This is a genomic window from Proteiniphilum sp. UBA5384 (assembly GCF_002410825.1).
In the GTDB taxonomy this organism is placed as follows: Bacteria; Bacteroidota; Bacteroidia; order Bacteroidales; family Dysgonomonadaceae; genus Proteiniphilum.
The window spans coordinates 140,660-156,602 of record NZ_DHOS01000001.1 but is presented as its reverse complement, the minus strand read 5'-3'; the positions used below and the strand labels follow the sequence as shown (position 1 = coordinate 156,602).

The 15,943-nt window shown below is 45.0% G+C and carries 11 protein-coding genes; 6 read left to right on the top strand and 5 right to left on the bottom strand.

The features are described 5' to 3' along the window. Window positions 1-16 precede the first annotated feature (16 nt). Window positions 17-1,942 carry a biotin/lipoyl-containing protein gene (locus tag B4G81_RS00605; protein WP_294078962.1) on the bottom strand — a complete coding sequence of 642 codons (1,926 nt, stop codon included), beginning with the start codon at window positions 1,940-1,942 and terminating at the stop codon, window positions 17-19. A 171-nt stretch (window positions 1,943-2,113) separates the two neighbouring features. Here B4G81_RS00605 and B4G81_RS00600 point away from each other — a divergent pair, with 171 nt between their 5' ends. The 3 genes from B4G81_RS00600 (at window position 2,114) to B4G81_RS00590 (ending at window position 7,477) form a co-directional block, all read left to right on the top strand. Further along, window positions 2,114-5,404, top strand: coding sequence for a S41 family peptidase (locus B4G81_RS00600; RefSeq protein WP_294078961.1), 3,291 nt, complete (start codon window positions 2,114-2,116; stop codon window positions 5,402-5,404). Between the two features lie 115 nt (window positions 5,405-5,519). Beyond that, entirely contained in the window at window positions 5,520-6,755 is a 1,236-nt protein-coding gene (locus B4G81_RS00595) for a PQQ-dependent sugar dehydrogenase (RefSeq protein WP_294078959.1), read from the top strand. A gap of 2 nt (window positions 6,756-6,757) precedes the next feature. Further along, entirely contained in the window at window positions 6,758-7,477 is a 720-nt protein-coding gene (locus B4G81_RS00590; protein WP_294078956.1) for a pirin family protein, read from the top strand. A gap of 22 nt (window positions 7,478-7,499) precedes the next feature. On the opposite strand, the gene B4G81_RS00585 is transcribed toward B4G81_RS00590, so the two are convergent. The 4 genes from B4G81_RS00585 to B4G81_RS00570 all read right to left on the bottom strand — a co-directional run bounded on the left by B4G81_RS00585 (window position 7,500) and on the right by B4G81_RS00570 (window position 11,656). Then, a complete protein-coding gene (locus B4G81_RS00585) occupies window positions 7,500-8,183 on the bottom strand; it encodes a zinc metallopeptidase (RefSeq protein ID WP_294078954.1) in 684 nt (227 codons plus the stop codon). Between the two features lie 21 nt (window positions 8,184-8,204). Beyond that, a complete protein-coding gene (locus B4G81_RS00580) occupies window positions 8,205-9,464 on the bottom strand; it encodes an adenylosuccinate synthase (RefSeq protein ID WP_294078951.1) in 1,260 nt (419 codons plus the stop codon). Between the two features lie 74 nt (window positions 9,465-9,538). Continuing rightward, window positions 9,539-10,066 carry a Fur family transcriptional regulator gene (locus B4G81_RS00575; RefSeq protein ID WP_294078948.1) on the bottom strand — a complete coding sequence of 176 codons (528 nt, stop codon included), beginning with the start codon at window positions 10,064-10,066 and terminating at the stop codon, window positions 9,539-9,541. Window positions 10,067-10,204: 138 nt separating this feature from the next. After that, a complete protein-coding gene (locus B4G81_RS00570; protein WP_294078945.1) occupies window positions 10,205-11,656 on the bottom strand; it encodes a glycoside hydrolase family 10 protein in 1,452 nt (483 codons plus the stop codon). Between the two features lie 180 nt (window positions 11,657-11,836). On the opposite strand from B4G81_RS00570, the gene B4G81_RS00565 reads away from it, so the two are divergent. The 3 genes from B4G81_RS00565 to B4G81_RS00555 all read left to right on the top strand — a co-directional run bounded on the left by B4G81_RS00565 (window position 11,837) and on the right by B4G81_RS00555 (window position 15,891). Further along, complete coding sequence (locus B4G81_RS00565) at window positions 11,837-12,280, top strand: BT0820 family HAD-type phosphatase (protein ID WP_294078943.1); 444 nt, start codon at window positions 11,837-11,839, stop codon at window positions 12,278-12,280. A gap of 99 nt (window positions 12,281-12,379) precedes the next feature. Continuing rightward, window positions 12,380-14,749 carry an SLBB domain-containing protein gene (locus B4G81_RS00560; RefSeq protein ID WP_294078940.1) on the top strand — a complete coding sequence of 790 codons (2,370 nt, stop codon included), beginning with the start codon at window positions 12,380-12,382 and terminating at the stop codon, window positions 14,747-14,749. Between the two features lie 17 nt (window positions 14,750-14,766). Beyond that, window positions 14,767-15,891, top strand: coding sequence for a Wzz/FepE/Etk N-terminal domain-containing protein (locus B4G81_RS00555; RefSeq protein WP_294078937.1), 1,125 nt, complete (start codon window positions 14,767-14,769; stop codon window positions 15,889-15,891). The last annotated feature ends 52 nt before the right edge of the window (window positions 15,892-15,943 follow it).

Below are 15,943 nucleotides of genomic sequence, written 5' to 3'. Positions count from 1 at the left end.
AAGTTACTCTCCCGGATCAGACAATCTCTACTAAAGGGGTCCCTTCCATTACCGTATCTCCCTTATTGACAAAGATACGGGAAACGGTACCGGAAAAATCTGAAGCGATATCATTCTCCATTTTCATCGCTTCAAGGACAAGGAGATAATCACCTTTTTCAATCTTGTCTCCTTCTTTTACCATAATCTGCAGGATATTACCCGGCATAGGGGAATTTACCTGAAAGCCTTTAGGTCCTTCAGTCCGTGCTTTCGCCTCATTTCCAACTTGTGTATTTCCTGATTCTTGTTTTATATTCTCTGCCTGAGATGAAACAGGGATTTCGGCCTGTCGTGTTTCCCACTCTTTCTTACGTTGACCTTTCAGATAATTGGCAGCAACAGTGGGGAATAAATCCAATAGAAGTCCCTCCTTCTCATCTTTTGCAAGAACCACATTCCCATACTCTTCCAAAACGGGATTATCCGGCTTCTTATACAGAGAAGTATCATACGGAGTTTCTTCTTTTGTACCGGCAATCTTCAATCTGAATTCCGGATCTACCGGCACAGGCGTTTTCCCGTACTCTCCCTTTACAAGTGAGACAAACTGGTTGGAAGGATTGGCATATTTAGGACGTCCATTTTTCAAGTTCAAGGCTGAACTCACTGCCTGTGCACCCACAATCTGGCTGGTTGGAGTTACCAATGGCGGTAATCCTGCATCAAGACGTACACTGGGAATCAATTTCATTGCATCCGGTAATATATCAAGCGAATTGACCTGCTTCAACTGGGCAACCATATTGGTATACATTCCTCCGGGAATTTCCGCTTCTTTCACCCGTTCATCAGGTTTAGGAAAATTAAAATAAGCTTCAATAGCATGACAGGCTTCCAATAAAGCGGTTTCGTCTTCGCGTTTTACTGCTTCAATGGCCAGATCGAATTCCTTATCAACCTCTGCGGGGATAGTATCCGTCAATGGATTGAACGGCCTGGGAAATTGTTTTACCGCATCATATGCTTCCAACTCCTTACGGATATCAAGCAATTCGCCATTGATCTTCGCTACAGCCTCCATATTCACATCTAATTCAATCCCCAGTTTCTTGCAGAAAATATAGATCAATTCTATGGCCGGAGCAGCCGGACCACCGGCAAAGTTCCAGATAACGGTATCAACGATATCCGCACCATGCATAATAGCTGTGAGCACTGCTCCCAATCCAAATCCCGGCGTACAGTGAGTATGAAAATCAATCGGAACATTCAATTGATCCTTCAACAATGGAATCAGCCGGGCAACACGTGAAGGGGGAATCAATCCACTCATATCCTTTATTGTGATCATATCGGCACCCAAGGTGAGCATTTCCTTAGCTTTATTTACAAAATACTCATCTGTGAAAATTTTTGTATGCAGGGGAGCCGCCTCCTCTTTTTTTCTGGAAAATAGACCGAATACCCCCCGCTTTTTCACTTCAGGAGAAGGCTCATCGTCATATTTCGGATCCACAGTGTAACAAACGGCACAATCGGCCATTCCTCCATATTTCTTAATTGATGCCACACTCGATTTGATATTGTCCACATCATTCAAAGCATCAAAAATACGCATGATATCCAATCCCGATGCAACGGCATTTTTAAAAAATCCATCAATAATTTCATCGGGATAAGGAGCATATCCATATAAGTTCCGCCCGCGTGAAAGTGCGGTCAATTTAGATATCCCTCCCACAGATTGGTGAATTTTCTCTAATCTGTTCCAGGGATTCTCGTTCAGAAAACGCATCACCGAATCGGGGACAGCACCTCCCCACACTTCCATAGCATAAAAATTGGCATCCTTGTAGTAAGGCAATACTCTGTCGACTTGCGATTGATTCATTCGTGTCGCAAACGCCGATTGCTGACCATCCCTTAATGTGAGATCTCTGATTAAAAGTTTTTGTGTCATACTTAAGTGGTTTTTACCTAATAACTAGACTCTAAATATCTACAAAAGTAGAACAATAATAACTTACTTCCAACTTTAATTACGGAAATTTTTATTTAATTTAATTGGATCGCCGGAGAATGGGATTTTTTCAGAAAAAAAACGTAAATTTGGGAGCAAAAAAATAAACTTATGAAAAAATCAGCCACACTTATCTTATTAACCCTTTTCATTTTACAGGTTTCAGCAATGGATAATGCCAGAATGATGCGTTATCCGGATATCAATGGAGATCTTATCGCCTTTGTTTATGCAGGGGATATCTGGTCGGTAAATGCCAATGGCGGCACAGCCCGGAGACTCACTTCGCATCCGGGAATTGAACTGTTTCCCAAGATATCGCCCGATGGTAAATGGATTGCTTTCTCCGCCGAATATTCCGGCAACAGGCAGATATGGGTGATGCCCGCCTCCGGAGGTACGGCTCGTCAACTTACTTTTTATAACTCCGTGGGAGAAATGCCTCCGAGAGGCGGATTCGACAATGTGGTACTCGACTGGACACCCGACAGCAAGCGAATACTTTTCCGTGCCAACCGCACCAGTTTTGGCGACCGTAACGGACGCTATTTCACCGTTAGTATCGATGGGGGTTTTGAAGAACCGCTTCCCATTGTCAACGGGGGATTTGCCTCCTTTTCATCCGATGGAACGCAACTCTGCTTCACGCCGGTCGACCGCGAGTTCCGCACATGGAAACGTTATAAAGGTGGACGTGCTACCGAACTCTGGACATATGACTTAGTAAACAACCGGTCAACCCAAATCACCCATTGGGCAGGCTCCGACCAATGGCCCGTATGGTATGGCAATGACATCTTTTATACATCCGACCGCGATACTCGACTCAATATCTGGCGTATTAATCCCGCTACCGGAGAAAATGAACAGATTACCTATCATACCGACTTCGACGTGATGTGGCCTTCCGGCCGTAATGGCAGGCTGGCATATGAAAACGGAGGTTATCTGTATGTCCTCGACCTCGCTTCGGGAGACAGCCATAAGATCAACGTAGCTATCCATTACGACAATCCCAACCTACAGCCCTATTTCAGGAATGTAAAAGATTTCATAGGAAGTTATAGCCTCTCCCCTACCGGAAAAAGGGCTCTCTTTGAAGCCCGTGGCGATATCTACAGTGTACCGGCAGAAAAAGGAGAGATAAAAAACCTTACCAATACCCGTGGAGTTCGTGAAACGTCGCCGGTATGGTCGCCCGACGGCAAACAGATTGCTTACTACTCCGATGCTACCGGCGAATATGAACTCTACCTCCTTGAAGATAAGGACGGAGCTTCTCCACGGCAAATCACACATAAATCCGCAGCCTGGAAACATACGGCCGAATGGTCTCCACAAAGCAGCCATCTGGTTTATAGTGATCGCACCATGAAGTTATGGCTGGTGGATATATCCACGGGCAGCCAAACCGCTATTGATGAAGCTACGGCGGAAGAGATCAGGGATTACACCTTCTCTCCCGATGGCAACTGGATAGCTTATAGTAAATCATCTCCCAACGACCAATCGGCACTGTGGGTTTATCAACTCTCTACCGACCGTAAATTTCAACTTACCGATGCTACATTCTCCGATGGCAACCCGGTATTCAGTCGCGACGGGAAATTCCTGTTTTTCGTTTCTAACCGTGATTTCAATCTCTCCTTCAGTAGTTTCGAATTCGACTATCTCTATAACAATGCTACCCGCATCTATGCCCTTCCACTACGTAACGATGGCACCACTCTCACCCCCTATAAGGAAGACAATGAGGCTTATGACAATGAGAAGGGAGACAAAAAGGAAGATACCGGGAACGGAAAAGAAAACGGGAAGGGTAAAAGTAATGAAGAAGACCTATCACCGGTTGCAAAAGTGAAAGTTGCAATTGACATGGAAAATCTCCAGAGCCGCATTCAGACTCTTCCTCTGCAAGCCGGCAACTATAACATCATCGGTGCTGTGGAGGAGGGACTTCTCTATTCCTCGGGAAACAAAATCATGCGATATAATATTAAAGACCAGAAAATCGAAGAAATTCTTGACGGTGCGGGATACGGCATACCGGCAGCGGATGGCAAATCGTTCATCTACCATAGAGGCAATAACTTCGGTATAGCCAAAAATCAGCCGGGACAAGCAGCGGGGACAGGCACGATCAATCTGGACAACCTGAATATGAAGATTGATCCCCGCGCAGAATGGAATCAGATCTATGCCGATGCTTTCCGCATCTTCCGTGACTATTTCTATGTGGATAATATGCATGGTGTAGACTGGAAAGCTATCAGGGAAAATTATGGTGCACTGTTACCATATGTTCCCAGCCGGTTCGACCTCGACTATATACTTAACGAAATAGTGAGTGAAACCAATACCGGCCATTCTTATGTGGACTGGGGCGATATCAATCGCATAGACCGTATCAACGGGGGACTTCTCGGCGCGGAACTCGAAGCAGATCTCTCTGCCGGACGTTACAAAATCAGGAAAATATATCAAGGTGAGAACTGGAATGAAAGTCGGCGCTCTCCCCTTACCGAAAGCGGGATCAACGTGAAAGAGGGGGATTACATCATCCGCATCAACGGCCAGGAACTTACTACCCAACAAAATCCATATGAACTGCTGGAAAGCCAGGGCGACCGTTATATTGCACTGACTGTAAACAGCACACCCTCTCCTTCGGGAGCAAAGAGTTATAATGTCAAAACCATCACCAGTGAACATGAGTTAAGGTATCTGGACTGGGTGAACGAACGCAGGGAAATGGCAGATAGATTATCCGGTGGAAAGATCGGCTATATCCACGTTCCCAATACCGCTATAGAAGGTAACCGCGAACTTTTCAGAGGTATGTATGCTTATCACCATAAGGAAGCCCTTATTATTGACGACCGATATAACGGAGGAGGATTCATCCCCGACAGGATGATTGATCTGCTCAACCGCCGTACTCTCGCATACTGGCATCGCAATGGGCTGACACAACCCATGAAAACGCCCGGTATCGCACACGACGGTCCCAAAGCTATGCTCATCAATGGTTATTCCTCCTCGGGGGGTGATGCTTTTCCTTACTTCTTCCGTAAGACAGGAGAAGGCAAGCTGATCGGTACCCGCACCTGGGGCGGATTAGTTGGCATTTCGGGGAACGCCCGGCTAGTAGACGGAGGCTATATTTCCGTACCCCGCTTTGGCATCTATGACCGGGCAGGTGAATGGATCATTGAGGGAATTGGGGTTTATCCCGATATAGAGGTGGTGGATCGCCCCGATGAACTGGCCAAAGGAAATGACCCCTCCATCGAGAAAGCTGTGGAAGTATTGCTTGACGAACTAAAGACCAATCCCCGTCCACAAGTCACCGTACCTGCACCGCCCGACAGGTCTAAATGGATAGAAGTAGAAATAAAATAGGGTTTCATGTTTAAATGTTTGGATTCTCAAATGACATATAATTGAACAATTGTAATTTGGTGATTGTTAGAAAATAAGCTATCTGATTAAATAGAATTAAATAAATCACAGCGTTATGAACTATCTAAAAATCACAGCACTTTTTCTATCAGCCTTTGTATTCCTTTCTTCTTCGTGCGAGGAAAAGAAAACAACCGGAGAGCAGTCACCTGAAGAATCCCTTCCCCCGGTAGAAACGCAACAGCCCAATAATCCCGGCTTCAAACCTGCTTTTGAGGGGCAGACCCGTGTGGCGGGAGTAAAAACAACCACCCCATATGAAGTCACGGTAATAACAAATGAATTGGTTAAGCCTTGGGCAGTCACCTCATTACCCGATGGTCGATTGGTCATCACCGAAAAAGGAGGTAGTCTGCGTATTATTGCCACCAACGGGAATATGAGTGTGCCCATCACCGGCTTCCCCGACGTAGACGACCGGAATCAGGGAGGACTGTTGGATGTTGCACCGGCGCCCGATTTCGATCACAGCAGAATGCTTTATTTTACACTTGCCGAACGCACACCGCAGGGGTCTCTTACGGCTGTAGGAAAAGGAAGACTTTCAGACGATGAAACCCGGATAGAAGATTTCAACATCATTTTCCGTGCCATCCCCTATTTCGACAACAGCATGCATTTCGGAAGCCGCTTATTATTCGACAAGAACGGACATATCTTCGTCACGACCGGTGAACGGTCTGATCTCAGGACCCGTCCCAATGCCCAGAAACTAAATACCGCCCATGGGAAGGTGATCCATATCACCACAGAGGGAAAACCGGCACCGGACAATCCGTTTATCGGGATTGAAGATGTGTTACCCGAAATTTATAGCTATGGACATCGTAATCCACAAGGACTTGACATCCATCCCGTCACCGGTGAACTTTGGCTGAGCGAGATGGGACCGCGTGGCGGCGATGAAATCAACCTTATTAAACCGGGCAAAAATTATGGATGGTCAATTATTACCTATGGTATCGAATATAGCGGCGAGATTATCGGTGAAGGTATTACCCAAAAAGAAGGTATGGAACAGCCCGTTTACTACTGGGATCCTGTAGTGTCTCCCAGTGGTATGGCTTTTTATAGTTCCAACGCTATTCCCGAATGGGAAAATAACCTCTTTATTGGCGGCCTTAGCAGTAAACACATCGCCCGCCTTATGATCAAGGATAATAAGGTAACAGGTGAAGAGCGCCTCCTTGCTGACGAAGGGCAACGGTTTCGTGATATTGCCGACGGAAAAGATGGCGCCCTTTATGCTGTGACGGATGAAGGACGGTTATACCGCATTGCTGCGAAATAATTATGAAAAAAATTTATCATCCGGCCAGTTCGAGGGGATACGTCGACCACGGATGGCTAAAATCCGCGCACACTTTCAGTTTTGCCGATTATTACAACCGGGCGAGAATGCATTTCGGCGTACTCCGTGTGATCAATGACGATTTTATAGAAGGGGGAAGTGGTTTTGGCACTCATCCACACAATGATATGGAGATTGTCACCCTACCCCTGGAAGGGGTTTTAAAACATCAGGACAGTATGGGTAACAGTGGTGTGATCCGGGAGGGAGATATACAAGTGATGTCTGCCGGCACGGGGATTACCCACAGTGAACTCAATGCGAGTGACACCACGCCTGTGAAATTCCTGCAGATATGGGTCTTTCCCCGGGAAAAAGGAATTACGCCGAGGTATGACCAGATGCACATTGCCGATTCAGCCAAACCCAACGATTTCCAGCTAATCATTTCTCCTTATGAAGATGAAGAAGGACTATGGATCCATCAGGACGCATGGTTCCATCTTGCCTGTTTCGATAAGGGGGTATCAAAAGAATACTACTTAAAAAAAGAGGGAAACAGTATATATATTTTTGTGATTTATGGAAAAGCCAGAATCGGTGAGCAGATACTGAATGAACGAGACGGTTATGGTATATGGGATACCGACCATTTTTCACTTGAAGCGTTGGAACCCTCGGAAATCCTCCTGATGGAGGTTCCCGTAGAGTTACCCCAATAAAATTATTATTCACAGGTGCAGATCATCTTCTGCTACCACTCATAGCAATCATGATATAGTAAAGTAGTGTTGCCAATGAACTGAGTGCTGCTATCACGTAGGTATATCCTGCCCAGCGCAAGGCATCCACAGCCTGGGTATGGTTGCTTGCATCAGTAATACCAGCACTGCTTAACCAGCGTAAAGCCCGGTTGGTAGCATTCTTTTCTACCGGCAATGTGATAAAACTGAAAAGGGTGGTAAGCGCAAACATTGCGATTCCAAACCAGAGCAGCATCGGGAAAGTTTGTATCAGGATTATACCTGCCAAGATCACCCACATCACCCATTTCGAAGTAGAAGAGATTACCGGGACAAGGGCCGACCGCATCTTCAACGGGGCATAACCCGTGGCATGCTGGACAGCATGTCCTGTCTCGTGTGCTGCGACGGCGGCAGCCGCAACACTATAAGATCCGTATACCGGTTCGCTTAAATTAATTGTTTTGTTCAAGGGATTATAATGATCCGTGAGTTGCCCTCTTACCGAGATAACCTGCACATCATAAATTCCATTGTCATGCAGCATCTTCTCTGCCACTTCTTTTCCGGTCATCCCATTACGTAAAGGTATCTTTGAGTATTTTTTAAACCGATTCTGCAGAGTAGCCTGTACGATCCATCCTGCTACTGCAATCGCTATAAATATAATCCAGATTGTTGCCATTTGTTATTGTTTGATATATTATTATCTTATGATTGTTTGTGCCCGGTCGGGACCCAGCGATACAATCGCCACCGGCACCCCCAGTTCGGTTTCCAGAAAGGTGAGATAGCTATTGAATTCTTCAGGGAATTCATCTTCCGATTGCATCTTACTCATATCCACTTGCCATCCGGGCAGTTCCACATACACCGGTTCAATCCCTTCTGAAATATCATAAGGCAGGTCTTCAGTTTCCTCTCCGTTCACCTTATAAGCGACACAAGCTTTAATCGTTTCAAAAGTGTCCAGCACATCACTTTTCATCATTACCAAACGGGTCACACCATTCAACATGATTGTATATCGCAGCGCCACCAAGTCGATCCACCCGCAACGGCGTGGTCGACCTGTCACAGAACCATATTCGTTACCTTTATCTCGCAATAACTGCCCGTCCGCATCAAATAATTCCGTGGGAAAGGGACCGCTGCCCACCCTTGTACAATAGGCCTTGAAGATACCATATACTTCGCCGATCTTTCCGGGAGCTATTCCCATTCCGCTACAAGCACCGGCGCAGATGGTATTGGAAGAAGTCACAAAAGGGTATGATCCAAAATCGATGTCCAGCATCGCCCCCTGTGCTCCTTCAGCCAGTACCGATCCCCCCGAAGCCAGATGCTTATTAATGAAATGCTCGCTGTCGATAATAGTGAACTGTTTCATCTTTTCAATTCCTTCGAACCATTGCTTTTCGAGCGAAGTCAAATCATACTCAAATTGATAGTGATCCAGCATTTCCTTGTGACGCAATACCGCATTACGATACTTTTCTTCAAAATTATGGAACAAATCTCCCACTCTCAACCCATGGCGTGCGATCTTGTCGGTATAAGCCGGGCCAATTCCCCGTCCCGTGGTGCCAATCATGGCATCGCCCATCGATCTCTCCGAAGCGGCATCCAACAAGCGGTGGGTTGGCAGGATAAGGTGTGCCTTTTTAGAAATAAAAAGCCGGTCGGTAAGGATGTGTCCTGCAGCTTCCAATCCCTCCACTTCCTGTTTAAAGAGCGCCGGATCGATCACCACACCATTTCCGATGATATTTATTTTCCCTTCCTGAAAAATTCCCGAAGGAATCGATTTCAAGACATATTTTTTGCCTTCGAATTCTAGCGTATGTCCCGCATTGGGACCACCCTGAAACCGTGCTACCACCTCATAATGGGGGGTGAGCACATCCACAACTTTACCTTTACCTTCATCGCCCCATTGGAGCCCCAAGAGTACGTCAACCTTCATTTTATATTATTCATTAAGCTATTTATGCTGTTTTATCCAAAATATATCCTGTCAAATTTACAGTCGGAATATATTTATTTCTTATTCTGTTTGCCGCTACCTCTTTTTAACGGCTTTACCTCATTTTTCCTCGTCAGTTTTCTCAATTCCATTCGCTTAGCGTGGATACATTTGCTACATGTACCATAAATATAGGTACTATAATAACTCACGCTGAATTTCCTGATTTTTTTCAGTTGGGCCGGCGTCAGCAGGTCACCCGTCATCTCACGCACCTCACCACAAGTAGTACAGATAAGGTGATCATGGTTTTCATTGCCGTAAGCCCGTTCATATTTCGACGTGTTCGCTCCAAACTGATGTTTCACCACCAATCCACAATCCAACAACAATTGAATAGTATTGTAAAGTGTAGCACGGCTCACCCGGAAGTTTTCTTCAATCATGGAATTGTAAAGAGAATCCATATCAAAATGCCCCCTTACAGAGTAGATATGATCGAGAATGGCAAAACGTTCGGGTGTTTTTCTATGCTTATGGAGTGTCAAATATTCCATAAATTCATTTTTAACCTGTTGCTTCAATTTCTGAGCAGTATCCATAGGCTACAAAATTATTCTATTTTTTCGATTTTTCCTCGTTATTTCAATTAAAAATTAGCATCAAGCGTCAAGAGCCAAGAATCAAGATTCTACTCTCACTCTCCTTGTCTGCCAGTCGATCATTATTCTCATTGCATATCATTTCTCCATCTCCGAGTGGAAGAAAAATGCCGGAATACACGGGCTACTCTCATTAAAATAGGCATCCGAGGTAGTAATATAGTAATAATAAGCCTTATCATTCTCCTCCGGCAGGCAATGATACACAGTCTCATGCAATCCCACCGCTATCAGTTCCTCAGCCCTGTCAGTGTGCAGTGTATCTATTTCACTCCGGTAAACATTATAAGTCATCCTTTCCCGGATATTAGCCTGCCATGAAAGTTCAAATACCCCCTCTTCATTTTTTTCTGCACGCAAATCAAACGGACCTTCAGGAATAGAATCACTTAGCCATGTCATTGGGGGAAGCTTGGCCGGATATCGATAGTATTCCTTCAACTCATTAAGAATTCCTTTTGTATCGGAAAGCACATTATCTGTACGAAAATAAGCCTGCCCATACGTATCTCCCTTACGGGTATAATCCACCTGATTCAATATATCCCGGCACGACCAACCCAGTTCTATCATCTGATACGCGCCCAATCCCGGTACGATGATCCGACCGTTACTGTGCTTCAGCCAATCGTCAACGAAAGGATAAAAGAGCCCTTCTTTATAATACATCATCGGGTAAATCGCATCATGCTTACCCATCATCATCCATTTACCGGCATCCTGTGAAACCGTCTCCAACGCAGTCCATCCCGCGCCATGACCACCCAGCGAACGGTATCTCCCCAACGGAGAACTGCTCACCTGCACCCATGGTTTCTCAGCTTTCACCCAATCATATACTTTCACTACAAAACGGGTGATATTATCCCTTCGCCATTCATCACGCGATTTTCCCTTACCATATAGCCGATACATTCCGTCATCAGGGAAACGTCCCCTGTTATCCGGATAACGGATATAATCAAAATGGATTCCATCTATATCATAACCCGTCACAATCTCTTTCACGATTGAGAGCAAGTAATCGTCAGTGCGTGGATTTCCGGGGTCAAGAAACCATTCCTTTTTAAACTGTTTGGTAATGGACGGATTCTTTTTAATCAACGACCGGCTTCCTAAACTCTTCACATGGCGATCGGTTCCTAAAGGGTAAGTGACTATCCATGCATGACAGACTAATCCCCGCTTATGACATTCCTCTATAACAAATGCCAATGGGTCAAAGGCCGCCCCCCCGGGTCCCACAGGTGCAACAAGAGTCGACATCGGCTCTATCTTCGAGTTATAAAACACTTCTCCCCTACCTCTCACCTGAAACAACACCGTATTGAAATTATATTTTTTCAGCTTATCCAGTATTTCGATTAGCTCTTTTTTTTGCATTTCTATATTGGTACGGTTGCGCGGCCAGTCCAATCCGTAATTAGTGGTCAGCCAGACCCCTCTCACTTCCGTTGCCGGCGGAGCTGACGAAAAGAGACTCATTGTTCCGGTTAAAAACAAGATCAGTAAAGGAAATATTTTGTACATACTGTGAATAAACAATCGTCGTTATTAGGATGTAATATCTATCATTTCGAAGTGCAAATTTAGCATAATATTCCTCTTTTCACATTATTCTTTGCTTATAAACAGAAGAGTATTCATTTCGAAAACAAGATTCACTCTTTTTTCGTACCTTTGTACTCTTAAAGCAATCCATACTGAATTATGATTATAGCCATTGATTTCGACGGAACCATCGTAGAACATGCCTACCCAAAGATTGGCAAACCCATTCCTTTTGCTATCGAGACTCTTCAGCAGATACAAAAAGATGGACACAAACTAATCCTGTGGACAGTGCGACGGGGACAACTCCTGCAGGATGCCGTCGATTACTGCGCAGAGCGTGGTCTCTACTTCTATGCGGAAAATGAAAATTACCGTGGTGAAAATAAAGAGATGAAAGAAAATGTGGCACGCAAGTTGAATGCCGATTTGTATATCGACGATCGCAACCTCGGAGGATTACCGGATTGGGGTGTAATCTATAATGCGGTCAAGGCCACTGAGGCAGGCATCAATGCCCTTCCACTGATGGCCGGACAACTCACTCTGCAACAAACAAAGGCAAAAAAGCCGAGATGGCTGAGAGCCATTGGCATACGCTGAAAATAACAGTTCTTTTATTGCCTGTTATCAAAATTACCACTATTTTTGTTACCGGTCGAATGACCAATCATCGGCTATAACGAAAAAACTAAAACTGCTATGCATAGAGAGTCTAAATTTATTGGCCTGTTAACCTTGCTGTTCTTGCTGGCCGGAGCCTTATCTGCACAGATGAGCGACCAACAAGTGATTCAAGAGTTAAAAAAATACCAAAACTCGAATATGTCACAGGAAGAGATCCTGTTGGACCTGAACAGTAAAGGGGTGACCATATCCCAGTTGCAACGTATCCGGGCCCAATATGAAGAAAACCAGGATACATCTGACTTCGACACAATGTCCGATATCAACTCACCAAGGTCGGTACTTCGCGATTCAGCTGAGATACCTCTCGTGATTCCGGAAGCCGACCGCCTCCCACAGGAAGACCGCATTTACGGGCAAAATTTATTCTCTGCAAGAAACCTCAGCTTTGTCCCAAATACCAATATGCCCACCCCGGCCAATTATGTATTAGGACCCGGGGATGAAGTTATCATCGACGTCTGGGGTAATTCCGAATTAAACCTGAAATACATCATCACTCCCGACGGCTATATCACTGTACCCGGTGTCGGAAGGATTATGCTGAACAGCCTTAATATACAGCAGGCTGAATCGAAAATACGTACCCAGTTCTCTACCATTTATTCTGATCTCGACTCGCCCACGCCGGGCACTTTCCTTGCTATTTCTGTAGGGAACCTGCGAACCATCAAAGTACATGTAATGGGAGAAGTAGTCGCCCCGGGCACCTATGACCTATCCTCCTTCTCATCGGCATTCCATGCGCTCTATGTAGCGCGGGGTCCCTCCCAATTGGGGAGTTTGCGTAATATACGCATTTTTCGTGGTGGAAGGAACGTAGCCACGGTCGACTTGTATGAATATCTGATGAAGGGCAACAGCATCGATGACATCAGCCTGCACGACGGGGATATTGTAATGGTAGAGCCGTACAGTTTATTAGTCCAGATTACCGGAGAAATAAGGCGGCCGATGTGGTATGAGATGCGTGAAGACGAAACGCTGGAAGACCTGCTTCGCTTTGCCGGGGGGTTTAGCGGCAATGCCTACCGAAGCAATGTGTCACTCCAGAGGAAAGGAAGCAACGAAATGGAAGCATTCACCCTCAATCAGCCGGAATATGCCACCTTCAACCTGAAGGACGGTGACCAGATCATAGTGGGGAATGTATTAGAGAAATTCTCCAATATGGTAGAAATTACAGGAGCAGTAGAACGCCCAGGAAAATATGCTCTGGGAGACCGTATCAAAACCGTACGCGACCTTGTGAATATTGCTTTAGGCCCCACCGGCGATGCCTACCTGCAACGGGCTCTTCTCTATCGTGAAAGGGAAGACCTGCGACAAGCCATCGAGTCATTCAATCTCAGTGCACTCCTTGATAACCGGATAGCCGATATCCCTTTGCGCAAGAACGACCGACTTCATATCCCGTCCATCTTCTCGCTCGAAGACAGCATAACAGTATATATTGATGGCGCAGTTCGTCATCGGGGCAGTTACCCATTTGCGTTGAATATGCGAATAGAAGATGTGATCTTGCAGGCAGGAGGACTCTCCCAGGATGCCTCTACTGCCCGTGTTGATGTTTATCGACGTATCAAAGATCCCTCCAGCATGACCATTCCACCTACTATGAGTGAAGTCTATACCTTTACATTACAGGAAGGTATCATCGTTTCGAGTGATCCCACTTTTACTTTACAGCCATTCGATGAGATTGTGGTACGCCGCTCACCCGGTTATGAGCCCCAGAGGAATGTCACGATAGAAGGAGAGATACTCTTTAGCGGGCGTTATGCAAAAAAGACGCGGAATGAACGAATTTCGGAATTAGTGGAAAGAGCGGGAGGATTGACTGAATATGCTTATCCCAAAGGAGCCAGGCTATTGCGTAAGCTCACTCCTGATGAGATAGAAAGAACCCGTAGAGCATTGAAAACGCGTGCGCGAATGGAGACAGAGTCAAAACTTATCGACAGCCTCGACCTCACAGAGCAGTATGTAGGTATTGACCTGGACAAAGCGATGAAAAATCCGGGAGGCCAGGATGATATTATTCTAAGGGAAGGGGATGTATTGACCATTCCACAATTCAATAATACGGTAAATATCTCCGGAGGGGTTATGTATCCCAATACTGTCACTTTCCAAAAAAACATGAAACTGGGAGGGTATATACAACAAGCGGGAGGATACTCACGCCTTGCAATGAAGAGCAAGCCGTTTGTGATTTATGCCAACGGACAGGTCGCCACTGGCCGTTGGGCCAGAATCGAACCCGGCTGCGAAATCGTAGTACCCGAACGTCCCGAGAAAGCTCCTATGTCACTGCAAGGCATATTGGGCATCTCCACCTCCATTGTATCTATTGCCGTACTTATCAGCAATCTAGTCAAATAATCAAACAAAGTGGATTCATGACACAAGACATACACGAAAATAAAATTCCACCAGAAACGACTAATGAAATCAACCTTGCTGATCTTATTCGTCAGTCATGGTTGAAACGCCGCTTTATATTGAAGGTAACAGGAATTTTTCTCTTAATTGGGTTATTTATCGCACTCTTTTCTCCTGTGAAATATACTGCCTATTGCACTGTTGTACCGCAAAGTGGGAAAGAGAGGTCTTTGGGTAATCTGGGTGGCATTGCCGCTATGATGGGAATGAATATCGGTTCTTTAGGTATGGAAGAAGTTCTTTCTCCGTCAGTCTATCCACTTATAATGAAAAGTGTGCCCTTTACCCGGGAAATTATGCAAACATCCATTAAGGTAAAGAAATCCGAAGGAAAAGAAATCAACCTGTACGATTATTATACAAATAGTCAATATCGCCCGTTCAATCTTATAGAAACCATCAAAAAGTATACTATCGGATTACCGGGAGTATTTGGCGGGCGAGATGATAGCCACGAACAGGACGACGTTTCGTCAGACAGTGTTTCGTTTCCCGTTCTCAGCAAAAAAGAAGCACAGGTTTATAAGGCTATTCAGAAGTCTTTACAACTGATGCATAACCAAAAAGAGGGCTATATCACCATCAGCTATTCCTTTCCGGAAGCAGAATCCTCAGCACGACTGACCGATCAAATACGTAAGACACTCGAAAAGTATGTCGCTTCATTTAAATCAGAAAAAGCAGAGGATAATCTTGCTTTTGTTCAACAAAGTTTCAATGACGCCCGGATTGATTTCTTAGAAAAGCAGGAAAAATTAGCCTCGTTTCAAGATGCCAACCGTAAGCTTACGACTGCTTCGTCCCGTGCTTCTGAACAACAACTCAAAAGTGAGTATGATATCGCTCTCACAATATACAACGAATTAGCTAAGCAATTAGAACAGGCTAAGATAGCAGTAAAAGAAACAAAGCCGGTACTTACAGTTATTGAACCGGTAGCCATACCGGTTCAGAAAAGTGCGCCTAAACGTAGTATGATCATTATTATTTTTATCTTTTTAGGATTTGTATCCGGTATTGGATGGATATTGGTCAATCCATTAATCTATGATCTAACTCAGAATGTAAAATATAAAAGATAACATTGTATTATTTTTTATATAAATCCGAACTACTACATCAAAAAGGTAATCA

Excerpts from the sequence above, each read along its gene's own strand:
- B4G81_RS00590 (WP_294078956.1), top strand. The coding sequence starts at position 6,758 with ATGAAAAAAATTTATCATCCGGCCAGTTCGAGGGGATACGTCGACCAC.
- B4G81_RS00560 (WP_294078940.1), top strand. The coding sequence starts at position 12,380 with ATGCATAGAGAGTCTAAATTTATTGGCCTGTTAACCTTGCTGTTCTTG.
- B4G81_RS00600 (WP_294078961.1), top strand. The coding sequence starts at position 2,114 with ATGAAAAAATCAGCCACACTTATCTTATTAACCCTTTTCATTTTACAG.
- B4G81_RS00570 (WP_294078945.1), bottom strand. The coding sequence starts at position 11,656 with ATGTACAAAATATTTCCTTTACTGATCTTGTTTTTAACCGGAACAATG.
- B4G81_RS00565 (WP_294078943.1), top strand. The coding sequence starts at position 11,837 with ATGATTATAGCCATTGATTTCGACGGAACCATCGTAGAACATGCCTAC.
- B4G81_RS00605 (WP_294078962.1), bottom strand. The coding sequence starts at position 1,942 with ATGACACAAAAACTTTTAATCAGAGATCTCACATTAAGGGATGGTCAG.
- B4G81_RS00595 (WP_294078959.1), top strand. The coding sequence starts at position 5,520 with ATGAACTATCTAAAAATCACAGCACTTTTTCTATCAGCCTTTGTATTC.
- B4G81_RS00575 (WP_294078948.1), bottom strand. The coding sequence starts at position 10,066 with ATGGATACTGCTCAGAAATTGAAGCAACAGGTTAAAAATGAATTTATG.
- B4G81_RS00555 (WP_294078937.1), top strand. The coding sequence starts at position 14,767 with ATGACACAAGACATACACGAAAATAAAATTCCACCAGAAACGACTAAT.
- B4G81_RS00580 (WP_294078951.1), bottom strand. The coding sequence starts at position 9,464 with ATGAAGGTTGACGTACTCTTGGGGCTCCAATGGGGCGATGAAGGTAAA.
- B4G81_RS00585 (WP_294078954.1), bottom strand. The coding sequence starts at position 8,183 with ATGGCAACAATCTGGATTATATTTATAGCGATTGCAGTAGCAGGATGG.